Annotated in this window: 15 protein-coding genes; 5 read left to right on the forward strand and 10 right to left on the reverse strand. The window is 66.1% G+C overall.

Annotation, left to right across the window (positions count from 1 at the left end):
• Positions 1 to 4 precede the first annotated feature (4 nt).
• The 10 genes from H261_RS06810 to rpsF form a co-directional block, all read right to left on the reverse strand.
• Positions 5 to 319, reverse strand: a complete 315-nt coding sequence (locus tag H261_RS06810) for a helix-turn-helix domain-containing transcriptional regulator (protein WP_235062882.1) — start codon at positions 317 to 319, stop codon at positions 5 to 7.
• Entirely contained in the window at positions 316 to 642 is a 327-nt protein-coding gene (locus tag H261_RS06815) for a type II toxin-antitoxin system RelE/ParE family toxin (RefSeq protein ID WP_008615750.1), read from the reverse strand. The genes H261_RS06810 and H261_RS06815 overlap by 4 nt, the downstream gene beginning before the upstream one ends.
• A gap of 266 nt (positions 643 to 908) precedes the next feature.
• Positions 909 to 1,682 carry an ABC transporter ATP-binding protein gene (locus H261_RS06820; RefSeq protein ID WP_008615751.1) on the reverse strand — a complete coding sequence of 258 codons (774 nt, stop codon included), beginning with the start codon at positions 1,680 to 1,682 and terminating at the stop codon, positions 909 to 911.
• 2 nt (positions 1,683 to 1,684) lie between these two features.
• Positions 1,685 to 2,461 (reverse strand): MlaE family ABC transporter permease, encoded by a 777-nt coding sequence (locus H261_RS06825; protein WP_008615752.1) that lies wholly within the window; start codon positions 2,459 to 2,461, stop codon positions 1,685 to 1,687.
• Positions 2,458 to 3,573, reverse strand: coding sequence for an alanine racemase (gene alr, locus H261_RS06830; protein WP_008615753.1), 1,116 nt, complete (start codon positions 3,571 to 3,573; stop codon positions 2,458 to 2,460). Before alr ends, H261_RS06825 begins: the two co-directional genes overlap by 4 nt.
• A 162-nt stretch (positions 3,574 to 3,735) precedes the next feature.
• Positions 3,736 to 5,256: a replicative DNA helicase gene (locus tag H261_RS06835; protein ID WP_008615754.1), complete on the reverse strand. Its 1,521-nt coding sequence runs from the start codon at positions 5,254 to 5,256 to the stop codon at positions 3,736 to 3,738.
• A gap of 132 nt (positions 5,257 to 5,388) precedes the next feature.
• On the reverse strand, positions 5,389 to 5,952 hold the full coding sequence (gene rplI / locus H261_RS06840; protein ID WP_008615755.1) for a 50S ribosomal protein L9: 564 nt from the start codon (positions 5,950 to 5,952) through the stop codon (positions 5,389 to 5,391).
• 1 nt (position 5,953) lies between these two features.
• On the reverse strand, positions 5,954 to 6,907 hold the full coding sequence (locus H261_RS06845) for a DUF2232 domain-containing protein (RefSeq protein ID WP_040475862.1): 954 nt from the start codon (positions 6,905 to 6,907) through the stop codon (positions 5,954 to 5,956).
• Positions 6,908 to 6,929: 22 nt separating this feature from the next.
• Complete coding sequence (gene rpsR, locus H261_RS06850; protein ID WP_008615757.1) at positions 6,930 to 7,205, reverse strand: 30S ribosomal protein S18; 276 nt, start codon at positions 7,203 to 7,205, stop codon at positions 6,930 to 6,932.
• Positions 7,205 to 7,639 (reverse strand): 30S ribosomal protein S6, encoded by a 435-nt coding sequence (gene rpsF / locus H261_RS06855; RefSeq protein WP_008615758.1) that lies wholly within the window; start codon positions 7,637 to 7,639, stop codon positions 7,205 to 7,207. The genes rpsR and rpsF overlap by 1 nt, the downstream gene beginning before the upstream one ends.
• Before the next feature lie 225 nt (positions 7,640 to 7,864).
• Between rpsF and fabD the strand changes: the two genes are divergently transcribed.
• The 5 genes from fabD to mltG all read left to right on the forward strand — a co-directional run bounded on the left by fabD (position 7,865) and on the right by mltG (position 12,559).
• Positions 7,865 to 8,806, forward strand: coding sequence for an ACP S-malonyltransferase (gene fabD, locus H261_RS06860; RefSeq protein ID WP_008615759.1), 942 nt, complete (start codon positions 7,865 to 7,867; stop codon positions 8,804 to 8,806).
• A gap of 135 nt (positions 8,807 to 8,941) precedes the next feature.
• Positions 8,942 to 9,679: a 3-oxoacyl-[acyl-carrier-protein] reductase gene (gene fabG, locus H261_RS06865; protein WP_008615762.1), complete on the forward strand. Its 738-nt coding sequence runs from the start codon at positions 8,942 to 8,944 to the stop codon at positions 9,677 to 9,679.
• 264 nt (positions 9,680 to 9,943) lie between these two features.
• Positions 9,944 to 10,177: an acyl carrier protein gene (locus H261_RS06870; RefSeq protein WP_008615764.1), complete on the forward strand. Its 234-nt coding sequence runs from the start codon at positions 9,944 to 9,946 to the stop codon at positions 10,175 to 10,177.
• Between the two features lie 82 nt (positions 10,178 to 10,259).
• The gene (gene fabF / locus H261_RS06875; protein WP_008615765.1) at positions 10,260 to 11,513 is read left to right on the forward strand and encodes a beta-ketoacyl-ACP synthase II; all 1,254 of its coding nucleotides are present in this window, start codon (positions 10,260 to 10,262) and stop codon (positions 11,511 to 11,513) included.
• 71 nt (positions 11,514 to 11,584) lie between these two features.
• Entirely contained in the window at positions 11,585 to 12,559 is a 975-nt protein-coding gene (gene mltG, locus H261_RS06880) for an endolytic transglycosylase MltG (RefSeq protein WP_008615766.1), read from the forward strand.
• Positions 12,560 to 12,862 lie beyond the last annotated feature (303 nt).

A 12,862-nucleotide genomic window follows, 5' to 3' on the forward strand; every position in this document is an offset into this window, starting at 1 on the left:
GGGATCAGACCGGGCCACCGGTCATGTGTTCCCGCTGCCGGATGAAGGCGATCACCGGCAGGATGCTCTTGGCCTGGGGATTGCCGCGCGGCCCCAGCATGCGGATCAGGCTCTTGGACGGCGTTCCCACCGCCTGGGCCAGTCCCTCGAAGCCGATGGTGGCGTTGATATAGTCGCGCAGGATGGCCTTGGCCGTGGCGAAGTCGTTGTTGAGCAGGCATTCCTGCGCCTCGGCCACCAGGGCCTTGCGGAACTCCGGGTCCCGTTCGGCGCGGGCCTTGACGGTGTCCTTGAAGTCGCGGGTCAGGGCCATCCTCATGTCGCCTTCTTGCGTCGTTTGTAGTCCTCCCAAAGCACCTTGGCCTTGGCGATGTCGCCTGGCTGTGTCGTCTTGTCGCCGCCCAGCAGCAACAGGATCAACCGCTTGCCGTCCTGGCCGAAATAGACCCGGTAGCCGGGGCCGAAATCGATGCGGTACTCGGAAACACCTTCGCCCACCGGCTTGACGTTGCCCAAATGCCCGGCCGCCAGTTTGACGCGGACTACCGCCACCTTGGCCGCCGTCCGGGCGTCGAGGTGGTCGAACCATCGGCCGAAGGGGTTGTACCCATCTTCGTCCAGATATTCGACGACGTCAATCATGGTAACCTATGGGTTACTGTTATTTTTCTTACGCCATGCGTTCCTGGCACTCTCACTCTCGATGAGCCGCCTCACATCTTCTTCATTCGCCATTCCATTCCCCTCTATGCTCCGGCAATTTTTACGGGTTGGAGGAGGCTTGGGCAAGAGGCTGTCGTTTATAGCGACGGCGGCTGAAAGGCCCTTCGCGATGCTCAGGGTGACAGGTGGGGGGAGAGGGAAAAAGGACCAGGGATGCGCGAAGGGACGAGTCCCTTCGCTCCTTCTTAAGCCCGCAATTCCATGGTGATCGGCCCCACCGCCCGGCCGTGGATGAACTGGTCCACGTATTCGTTGCCGGAATGGTCGATGTCCTTGGCCGGGCCGACCCAGATCAGCTTGCCCTTGTAGAGCATGGCGATGCGGTCGGAGATCTTGCGGGCCGAGGCCATATCGTGGGTGATGGACAGCGCCGTGGCGCCCACTTCCTTGCAGCACTTGACGATCAGGTCGTTGATCACGTCGGCCATGATGGGGTCCAGGCCGGTGGTCGGCTCGTCGAAGAAGATGATTTCCGGGTTGGTGGCGATGGCACGCGCCAGCGACACGCGCTTTTGCATGCCGCCCGACAGTTCCGACGGGAACAGATCGCCGGTGGAGGCGGCCAAGCCGACCTGGGCCAGCTTCTCGATGGCGATGTCGCGGGCCTTGGCCCGCTCCATCCTCTGGCCCTGGATCAGGCCGAAGGCGACGTTCTCCCACACCTTCAGCGAGTCGAACAGGGCGCCGCCCTGGAACAGCATGCCGAACTTCTTCATGATCCGGTCGCGGTCCTTGGCTCCCATGCCGACCACTTCCTCGCCGTCGATGCGGATGGAGCCGCTTTCGGGGCGCAGCAGGCCCAGGATGCTCTTCAGCATCACCGACTTGCCGGTGCCCGAACCGCCGATCACCACCACCGATTCGCCCCTGGCCACCGACAGGTCGATGCCGTCCAGCACCACCTTGGGGCCGAAGGCCTTGTGCACGCCCTTGAGTTCGATCTTCGGCACGGCGGTCATGGTCACTTCCCGAAGAACATGGCGGTGATGAGGTAGTTGAACACCAGGATCATGATGGCCGCCGACACCACCGCATTGGTGGTGGCCGCGCCGACGCCCTGGGCGCCGCCCTTGGAGTAATAGCCGTTGTAGCAGCCCATCAGGGTGATCAGGAAACCGAACACCGCCGCCTTGGTCAGGCCCGAGATGACGTCCAGCGGCTCGAGGAATTCCCAGGTGCGGGCGATGTAGGTGGCCGAGTTGAAGCCCAGCTTGTAGACGCCGACAATATAGCCGCCGAACACGCCGATGATGTCGGCGATCAGCACCAGGAAGGGCAGCATCAGGGTGCCGGCCAGGATGCGCGGCGCCACCAGGTACTTGAAGGGATTGGTCGACAGCGTGGTCAGGGCGTCGATCTGCTCGGTAACGCGCATGGTGCCGATCTCGGCGGCCATGGAGGCGCCGATGCGCCCCGCCACCATCAGCCCGGCCAGCACCGGAGCCAGTTCGCGGGTCACCGACAGCACCACCACGGTGGCCACGGCCCCCTCGGCGGCGAAGCGCGAGAAGCCGGAATAGGATTGCAGCGCCAGCACCATACCGGTGAAAACGGCGGTCAGGCCGACCACGGGCAGCGAGAAATAGCCGATTTCGATGAACTCGCGCAGGATCAGCCGGGGATAGAAGGGCGGGCGGATTGTGTGCGACACCGCCATGGCGGTGAACGCCGACAACCGTCCCACATGGGCCAGGAACCCCAGGAACACCCGACCGATGGTCGCCAGGAGCGTGATCATGACGCGGCGCCCTCGGCGCCGGTCCAGCGGCGGTGATGGCGGCGTCCCAGGGCGGTGAGGATTTCGTAGCCGATGGTATCAGCCTCTTCCGCCACATGGTCGGGACCGTGGCCGGGGCCGATCAGTTCGATCAGCCCGCCGGGATGGGCGTGCTCCACCGGGACGTCGGTGACGTCGAAGGTGGTCAAATCCATGGAAACCCGCCCGACCACCGGCACCTTCATTCCCCCGATCATGCCATGCCCGCGATTGGAGAGGGACCGGAACCAGCCGTCGGCATAGCCGACCGCCACGATCGCCAGCTTGCGCTTCCCCTCGACGCGGTGGGTGGCACCATAGCCAACGGTCATGGGGCTGTCAACGTCACGGACCTGGACGATTTTTCCTTGCAGTTTAATCACTTGGCTCATGGGATTGGGGCGGCCGGGCATGGGGTTCAGCCCATACAGCGCCGCGCCGGGGCGGACCAGCCCCAGGTGAAAACCGCGCCCCAGGAAGATACCGGACGAGGCGGCGATGGACTGGGGCAGGGCCGGCAGGTGCGAGGCCAGGCGGCGCAGGGTGGTCAGCTGCCGGGCGTTCAAGGGCGAATCGCTGTCGTCGGCGCAGGCCAAGTGGCTCATCACCAGGATGGGGCGCATGGCGGCGAGGATTTCCGGCTTGGCGGCCAGACGCTCCAGTTCCGGTTCCGACAGGCCCAGGCGGTTCATGCCGGTATCGATGTGGACGGCGACGGCGGGAGCCCCGCTGCCCTTCTTGGCGAAGGAGGACCAACCGGTGATCTGGGCCAGGGAGTTCAGCACCGGAATCAGCCCGTGGGCGGCGAACTCGGCCTCGTCGCCGCCCAGCGGCCCGTTCAGCACATGGATCATCGCGCCGGGGACGCAACGGCGCAGCGCGATGCCCTCTTCGACGCAGGCGACGAAGAACGAGCGGCAGCCGGCGGCGAACAGGGCCGGCGCGATGTGCGCCATGCCGAGGCCGTAGCAATCGGCCTTGACCACGGCGGCGGCCTCGGCGGGGGCCACCAGGGCGGACAGCCGCTTCCAGTTGGCGACGACGGCGCCCACGTCGATGGTGAGCAGGGCGGTGGCGCGGGAGAGATCGGTCATGGTCCGTCCAGGTTCAATTCACGTCGTTATTCGGGGCATGCGCAGGGTGAAGCGGAGATTTGGCAGGCTGCGGAAAACTCCACTTTCTCTTCCGTCATTCCCGCGAAAGCGGGAATTCATGCATCGGCGAACTATATCTTGCGGCCATGGTGGAGAGTTCTATCAGTACCCTGGCGGTTCCTCGTAATGATCGCTAGCCGCCAGATTGCCGAATTTGGTGTATTCACCACGGAAGGCGAGGCGCACTGTACCCACCGGGCCGTGACGCTGCTTGGCGATGATCACCTCGGCGGTATTGTAAACCTCATTGCAGCGTTCCTGCCATTTGGCATAGCGCTCATGAAACTTGTCCGCGTTTTCCTCGGGCCGCTGGCCTGGCTCGGCGCGTTCCAGGTAGTACTGTTCGCGGAACACGAACATCACCACGTCGGCGTCCTGCTCGATGGAGCCGGATTCGCGCAGGTCGGCCAGTTGGGGCCGCTTATCCTCGCGCTGCTCGACGGCGCGCGACAGCTGGGACAGGGCGATGACCGGCACCGACAGTTCCTTGGCCAGCGCCTTGAGGCCGCGGGTGATCTCCGAGACTTCCTGTACGCGGTTCTCGGAATGGGAGGACGAACCGCGCAGCAGCTGCAGATAGTCGATGACGATCAGGCCCAGGCCGTGCTGGCGCTGCAGCCGGCGGGCGCGGGTGCGCACCGCCGAGATGGAGAGCGCCGGCGTGTCGTCGATGAACAGCGGCAGGCGGTGGAGATTCTGGGAGGCAACCACCAGATTCTCGAACTCCTCGTTGGACATCTCGCCCTGGCGGATCTTGTGGCTGTTGATCTCGGCCTGCTCGGCCAGGATACGGGCCGCCAACTGCTCCGACGACATTTCCAGGGAGAAGAAGGCGGTGATGGCGCCATCGACGCATTTCTTGCGTCCCAGGGTGTCCACCTCTTCCTTATAGGCATAGGCGGCGTTGAAGGCGATGTTGGTGGCCAGCGCGGTCTTGCCCATGGAGGGGCGGCCGGCCAGGATGATCAGGTCGGACTGGTGCAGGCCGCCCAGCTTGGCGTCCATGTCGATCAGGCCGGTGGGCACGCCCGACAGCTTGCCCTGGCGCTTGTGGGCGGCCTCGGCATTGGCGATGGCACTGATCAGGACGGTGCGGAAATCCTCGAAGCCGCCCTCGGTCTGGCCGGTGGTGGCCAGGTCGTAGAGCTTGGCCTCGGCCTTGCCGATCTGGTCCATGGCCGGAACGTCCAGGTCGGCGGCGAAGGCGTCGTTGACCATGTCCTCGCCCATGCCGATCAGCGAGCGGCGCAGATGCAGGTCGAAGACCAGCTTGCCGTAATCCTCGGCGTTGATCACCGAGACCACCGCGTTGGCCAACTGGGCGAGATAATTGGTGCCGCCGATCTCCGCCAGGCCGCCGTCATTCTCGAAATAGGTCTTCAGCGTCACCGGATTGGCCATCTGGCCGCGCTCGATCAGCTTGCCGCAGGTGGCGAAGATGCGGCCGTGCACCGGGTCGGCGAAATGCTCGGGCTTGAGGAATTCCGAGACGCGCTCGAAGGCGCGGTTGGACAGCAGGATGGCGCCCAGCAGGGCCTGCTCCGCCTCGTAATTGTGAGGGGGCACGCGGAAGCCGATTCCCTCGGCGGGGGCGGCGGGATGGTCTGGGGGCATGGAGGTCATCACCCGGGCATGTTAGCAGATGCGCCGAGCGTGCGCGGGCTTATCCGCCTGTGGATAAGGTGGATAACGGGGAAAAGAAAACGGCGGCCGGACCCGAAAGTCCGACCGCCGGTTCCCAAAAACAGACGAGGCTCAGGCCTCGGCGGCTTCCTCGGCGACGTCCTCGGCCGGGGCTTCCTCCTCGGCCGGAGCCTCGGCTTCCTCGGCCTGGGTGGCGGCGGCGGCGGCGGCGGCGGCACGCTCGGCCTCCTCGGCGGAGCGGGCGACGTTGATGGTCACCGTCACCGGCACTTCCGGATGCAGCGAGATGCGCACGCCGTAGGAGCCCAGGGTCTTGATCGGCTGGTCCAGGTTGACCATCCGGCGCTCGATGGTGTAGCCGGCGGCCTTCACCGCGTCGGCCACGTCCTTGCCGGACACCGAGCCGTAGAGCTGGCCGCTCTCGCCCGCCTGGCGGACCATCAGCACGGACAGGCCGGCCATCTTGTCGGCGACCGCCTGGGCCTCGTCACGGCGCTTGAGGTTCAGGGCCTCGAGCTGGACGCGCTGCTTCTCGAAGAAGGCCAGATTGTCCTTGGAGGCGCGCAGCGCCTTCTTCTGGGGCAGCAGAAAATTGCGGGCGAAGCCGGGCTTGACGTTGACCACGTCGCCCATCTGGCCCAGCTTCTCGATCCTCTCGAGCAGGATGACTTCCATCTTATTCCTCCTTGCCGCCGCCGCTTGATTCGGCGCGGCGGAATCTCGTCATGAACCTCACCAGTCCCAGGCCGGCCACGGGAACGAACGCCCAAGCCGAGGCCAGGAACAGACCTCCGTACAACACCACGAGGAACACCCTCGCGTTAGGCCGGCCAGCGGCCCATCCGTGCACCGTCGCAAGCCCCAGAAGGGCGAACGGTATCAGCGTCACCACTACCGCGTTGCGGGCCACATAGCCGAGGTCGCCCTCGGCCATCGCCCCGGTTGCCGCCGCGGTTGCCAGCACCACCCCCAGCCACAGCGGAAGCTCGAGCCCCCGATAGGACGGAGTGGGCCGCCGGTTGCGGCCGAGACGGACCAGGAAACCCTGGGCCGCCACGGCGTTGACCACCGCCATCACCAACCATGAACTGGCGACCATGGCCGGGAAGAACGGAACCCACCAGTCCGAGGCAGCCTTGCGCTGCTCGACGGTCAGGCCGGGAGCCACCATTTCCAGGGTGCGTCCGATGGTATCGGCCACCCAGGCTTGCAGCCCCCCGTTCTCCACGCCGTCCGGTCGGTCCGGCACCAGGATCGCGCCGATCAGGATCAGCGCCAGCCCGGTTCCGGTCAGCCAGCCCAGCACCAGGCCCGGCGGATACCATTCGACGCTGCCGTCGGCGTTCTCACGCCACAACAACGCCTGACGGACCACCACCAGGCTCGGCAGCACGGCCACCACGGCGAAGGGCAGGGGGGCGAACCCACCCGCCACCAGCGCCACGGCGGCCGTCGCGGCCAGACCCGCCACCGCTGCCGTCCCGTTTCCCCGGAACAGCCCCACCATCATCAGAGGCAGGGGTGCCAGGTAGGACAGCAGCATTCCGGCGGCAAAGCCTTTTGCCAGCGACAGGAACAGGAGTGAAGAAACCAGTCCTGCCGCCAGCGGAACGCCAATCGACCCGGTCACGGCGACCTGGCCGAACCTAATCTCACTTCACCACGTAGGGCAGCAGCCCCAGGAAGCGGGCGCGCTTGATGGCCTGGGCCAGTTCACGCTGCTTCTTGGCCGACACCGCGGTGATGCGAGAGCGGACGATCTTGCCGCGCTCGGAGATGAACCGCGACAGCAGCTTGATGTCCTTGTAGTCGATCTTCGGCGCGCCCTCGCCCGAGAACGGGCAGGTCTTGCGGCGGCGGAAGAACGGACGACGGGTGGCTCCGCCGGCGGCGGCGGGGCGGGGACGCTCGGTCTTGACCTCGGTCATTATTCGCCTCCTTCCATACGGCGGGGTTCACGGTCACGGCGCGGACGATCCTCGCGGTCGTCGCGGCGGGGACGGTCGTCGCCCTCGCCACGGCGGGGACGGTCGTCGCGGGACTTGGACTGCATCATAGCCGACGGGCCCTCTTCGAGCTCCTCGACGCGGATGGTGAGCGTGCGCAGCACGTCCTCGTTGATCGACATCTGGCGCTCCATCTCCTTGACGGCGGCGGACGGCGCATCGATGTTGATCAGGACGTAGTGGCCCTTGCGGTTCTTCTTCACCCGGTAGGCGATGTTGCGCAGACCCCAGTACTCCTTCTTGGAGACCGAGCCGCCGCCCTGGATGATGATGTTGGAGAGTTCTTCGGTCAGGGCTTCCACCTGCGGGGCGGAAATATCCTGGCGCGCGATGAACACGCATTCGTACAACGACATTCGAAAACCCCTTACGGCTTTTCTCTTCCCATATCGTCCCCAATGGACGAACAGGCATAGCCGACACCCCCTTTCGGGATGCCGGCAAGGGTTGGAAGGGGCGCACTATACACAAAACGATTCGGGATGCAAGCGGATGTGGGGCGTGGGCAAGGATCGCTTGACAGGCGGCGGCGTCTCGCCTTTCTTCTCGCCCACCATATCCGTTTTCAGGGGAGTTCCGCCATGACCCGTGCGTTCGTCTTTCCCGGCCAGGGGTCCCAGGCCGTCGGCATGGGCCGCGAACTGGCCGAGGCCTTTCCGGTGGCCCGCCAGCTGTTCCAGGAAGTGGACGACGCCCTGTCGCAGAAGCTCTCCGCCCTGATGTTCGAAGGGCCGGAAGACCAGCTGACCCTGACCGAGAACGCCCAGCCCGCCCTGATGGCCATGTCCATGGCGGTGGTCCGCGTACTGGAGACCGAGGGCAAGCTCGACCTCGCCCGGGCCGCCGCCTTCGTCGCCGGCCACAGCCTGGGCGAGTATTCCGCCCTGGCCGCCGCCGGCACCTTCACCGTGGCCGATACGGCGCGTCTGCTGAAGATCCGCGGCCAGGCCATGCAGAAGGCGGTGCCGGTGGGCGTGGGCGCCATGGCCGCCCTGCTGGGCTCGGAGCTGGAGCAGGCCCGCGAGATCGCCGCCCTGGCCGCCGAGGGCGAGGTCTGCGAGGCCGCCAACGACAACGGCGGCTCCCAGGTGGTGCTGTCCGGCCATAAGGGCGCCGTCGACCGCGCCATCAGGATCGCCGCCGAGAAAGGCATCAAGCGGGCCATTCCCCTGCCGGTGTCCGCCCCGTTCCATTGCGCCCTGATGCAGCCCGCCGCCGATGCCATGCAAGAGGCCCTGGCCAAGGTGGAGATGAAGGCGCCCGGCGTTCCCCTGGTGGCCAACGTCACCGCCGCCCGCGTCACCGATCCCGCCGCCATCCGCGACCTGCTGGTCCGTCAGGTGACCGGCACGGTGCGCTGGCGCGAAAGTGTGCTGTTCATGAAGGCCGAGGGCGTCACCGCGCTGGTCGAGCTGGGGGCCGGCAAGGTGCTGGGCGGACTGGCCAAGCGTATCGACAAGGAGCTGTCGGGCTCCTCGGTGGGCACCCCCGCCGACATCGAAGCCTTTTTGAAGACTCTTTAGATTACCCCTCAGCCGCCGGGCGCGCGCCTCCGCGCGCTTGGCTCTCGCGCCATCAGGCGCGCCGGCCCTTGGCCGCAACTCCTCGCCTTCGGCTCGTCGGGTCGAAGGCGAGGCTGATGATTAGGGAGAGAACCCATGTTCGATCTTTCCGGCAAGACCGCCCTGGTGACCGGCGCTTCCGGCGGCATCGGCGGCGCCATCGCCAAGGCCCTGCACGCCCGTGGCGCCGTCGTCGGCCTGCACGGCACAAGGCGCGAGGCGCTGGACGCCCTGGCCGCCGAGCTGGGCGGGCGCGTCCACGTCCTGCCCGCCAACCTGGCGGACGCGGCGGCCGTCGAGCAGTTGGCCAAGGATGCCGAGGCGGCCATGGGCTCCATCGACATCCTGGTCAACAATGCCGGCCTGACCAAGGACACCCTGGTGCTGCGCATGAAGGACGAGGACTGGCAGACGGTGCTGGACGTCAACCTGACCGCCGCCTTCCGCCTGTCGCGCGCCGCCGTCAAGGGCCAGATGAAGCGCCGCTGGGGCCGCATCATCAACATCACCTCCATCGTCGGGGTCACCGGCAATCCGGGGCAGGTCAACTACGCCGCCTCCAAGGCCGGCATGATCGGCATGAGCAAGGCCCTGGCCCAGGAAGTGGCCAGCCGCAACATCACCGTGAACTGCGTGGCGCCGGGCTTCATCGCTTCGGCCATGACCGACGTGCTGTCGGACGAGCAGAAGGCCAAGCTGAACGCCGGAATTCCCGCCGGACGCATGGGCACGTCCGACGAGATCGCCGCCGCCGTGGTCTATCTCGCCAGCGCCGAGGCCGCCTACGTGACGGGCCAGACCCTGCACGTCAACGGCGGCATGGCGATGATTTAATAACAATATCCCGATGAGCCGGACTCATCGGGATATTGTTGGGCCCAAAGGGCCGCGTGCCTTTATGGCGCGGGAGGCAAGGGCCGCGGAGGTGGCTCGCCCGCCGTTTGAGGGCGATTTAAAAGGTGGCAAAAATAAGGCCGGCGGTGCTGGCAATGGCCAAAAAAGTATGGTACAGACGGGCACTTTCCGCCTGTCGGGGCCTGCGCCGGCCAGGCGCATTAAACAGTTTTCCCATAGACGAGACTTTTCGAGGATTCGCAAATGAGTGACGTGGCCGAACGGGTTAAGAAGATCGTCGTCGAGCATCTGGGCGTTGAAGAGGCCAAGGTGACCGAGAACGCCTCCTTCATCGATGACCTGGGCGCCGACAGCCTCGACACCGTCGAGCTGGTGATGGCCTTCGAAGAAGAATTCTCCGTCGAGATCCCCGATGACGCCGCCGAGAAGATTCTCACGGTGAAGGACGCCATCGACTTCATCACGGCGAATTCCTGATCGGTATTCCGGGCGCCGGGCCGCCGAAGGTGGGCCCGGCGTCTCTTCATCTGTCCCAGACACTTTCGAAAGCCAGGGTTCCATGAGACGTGTCGTCGTCACCGGCCTCGGCCTGACCACTCCGCTCGGCAACGGTGTCAATATCAACTGGGAGCGTCTGATCGCCGCCCAGTCAGGTATCCGCCGTATCGAGTCCTTCGATGTTTCCGATCTCGCGGCCCAGATCGCCGGTGTCATTCCGCGCGGCACCAATCCGGGCGAGCTTGATCTCGATGCCGTCGTTCCCGCCAAGGACCGGCGCCGCATGGACGATTTCATCGTCTATGGTCTGGCCGCCGCGACCGAGGCGATCGTGGATTCCGGCTGGACTCCCTCCGATGCGGAATCGCTGGAACGTACCGGCGTGATGATCGGTTCGGGCATCGGTGGTCTGCCCAACATCGCCGACGGCGCGCTGACGCTGGAAAAATCCGGTCCGCGCCGCATCAGCCCCTTCTTCATTCCCGCCGCTCTGATCAACCTGGTCTCGGGCCATCTGTCGATCAAGTACGGCTTCAAGGGGCCGAACCACGCGGTAGTGACCGCCTGCGCCACCGGTGCCCATGCCATCGGCGATGCCGCCCGCATCATTCAGTTCGATGATGCCGACGTCATGGTGGCCGGCGGTACCGAAGCCGCCATTCATCGCCTGGGGATAGCGGGCTTCGCCGCCGCCAAGGCGCTCTGCACCACCTACAACGACCGCCCGACCGAGGCCTCGCGCCCCTGGGACCGCGACCGTGGCGGCTTCGTCATGGGCGAGGGGGCCGGCGTCGTGGTGCTGGAGGAGCTTGAGCACGCCAAGAAGCGCGGCGCCAAGATCTATGGCGAGGTGATCGGCTACGGCATGTCGGGCGACGCCCACCACATCACCGCTCCCGCCGAGGACGGCAACGGCGCCGTGCGCGCCATGCGCGCCGCCATCAAGCGGGCCGGCATCCCGGTCGAGGACATCGACTACGTCAACGCCCACGGCACCGCCACCATGGGCGACACCATCGAGCTCGGCGCGGTCAAGCAGGTGTTCGGCGATCACGCCTACAAGATCAGCATGTCGTCCACCAAGTCGGCCATCGGCCACCTGCTGGGCGCCGCTGGCGCGGTGGAAGCCATCTACTCCCTGCTGGCCATCCGCGATCAGGTCGCGCCGCCGACCCTCAACCTGCATAATCCGGACGAGGGCTGCGATCTCGACCTGGTGCCGTTGAAGGCCAAGGAGCGCAAGATCAAGGTGGCGCTGTCCAACTCGTTTGGGTTCGGCGGCACCAACGCTTCGCTGGTGCTGCGCGGCTACTGAGCGGCCGTCACATTGTTTCAGGCAAGGCCCCCGTTGATCCGGGGGCCTTTGTCTTGTCTGGAGGGTGCGCAATGAAACCCTGGATCAGGATCGTCGCCGCAATCGCCCTGCTGGGCGGGCTGATCATTGGCGGGCTGGCCTGGGAGGGGCATCGCCGCTTCACCGCGCCGGGGCCGTCGCCCAAGCCGGTGACGGTGATCATTCCCAAGGGCTCGGGCACCGAGCTGATCGCCCAGTCGCTGGAAGGCGCCGGGGTGATCCCGTCGCGGCTGGTCTTCGCCCTCGGCGTCAAGCTGCGCCGCGCCACCCTGAAGGCCGGCGAATACGCCTTTCCCGCCCATGTCTCGCCGGAAGAGGCCATGCGCATCATCGCCGAGGGCAAGGTGGTGATCCACAAGCTGACCGTGGCCGAGGGGCTGACCGTACGGCAGGTGCTGGGACTGGTGAGGGAGGCCGAGTTCCTCTCCGGTCCGGTCACCCGCAAGCCGGCGGAAGGCCGCCTGCTGCCCGAGACCTGGCACATGACCCGCGACGAGCCGCGCGACGAGGTGATCGCCCGCATGGAAAAGGCCATGGCCCAGACCCTGGACGTGCTGTGGGTGGCGCGCGCCCCCGGATTGCCGCTGAAAAGCAAGGACGAGGCGCTGATCCTCGCCTCCATGGTCGAACGCGAGACGGCGGTGGATGCCGAACGCACCCGCGTCGCCGCCGTGTTCTACAACCGTCTGGCCCGAGGCATGCGCCTGCAGTCGGACCCCACGGTGATCTACGGAATCTCGGACGGGCTGGGCGAGCTGGACCACCCGCTGACCCGCGCCGAGCTGCAGAACAGCCACCCCTGGAACACCTACACCGTCGACGGAATGCCCAGGACCCCCATCGCCAACCCCGGCCGCGCCTCGCTGGAGGCCGTGCTGCATCCGGCGAAAAGCGACGAGCTTTACTTTGTCGCCGACGGCACCGGCGGCCACGCCTTCGCCCGCACGCTGGACGAGCATAATTCCAACGTGGCCAAGTGGCGCAAGATCGAGAAGGCGGGGAAGTAGGGACGATCACCGCCCCCAATGTCATCCTGAGCGCCGCGAAGGATCTTTCAGTCCCGCTGCCAACCGGTTGTTCCGGGATGACGGCTTCGCCGATCACGCGGGCTCCGCCCGCACCCGCCAAAGGGCGCGGCCCTTTGGGAGCCGGTCACTTTGACTGCGTCTTCTCTGGAGATTTTTTGAGTACCTGGCGTAAAAATCGGAAATGACCGAGATGGGCCGAAAGCAGAAGGGCGGGTTTCGGTCACCGGGCCGGGTTTGCGGACATTTCCCTGCGCCCTTGGCCCAGAAGGGCTGGAAGGGGAC

Source organism: Paramagnetospirillum caucaseum, from assembly GCF_000342045.1.
GTDB classification, from domain to species: domain Bacteria; phylum Pseudomonadota; class Alphaproteobacteria; order Rhodospirillales; family Magnetospirillaceae; genus Phaeospirillum; species Phaeospirillum caucaseum.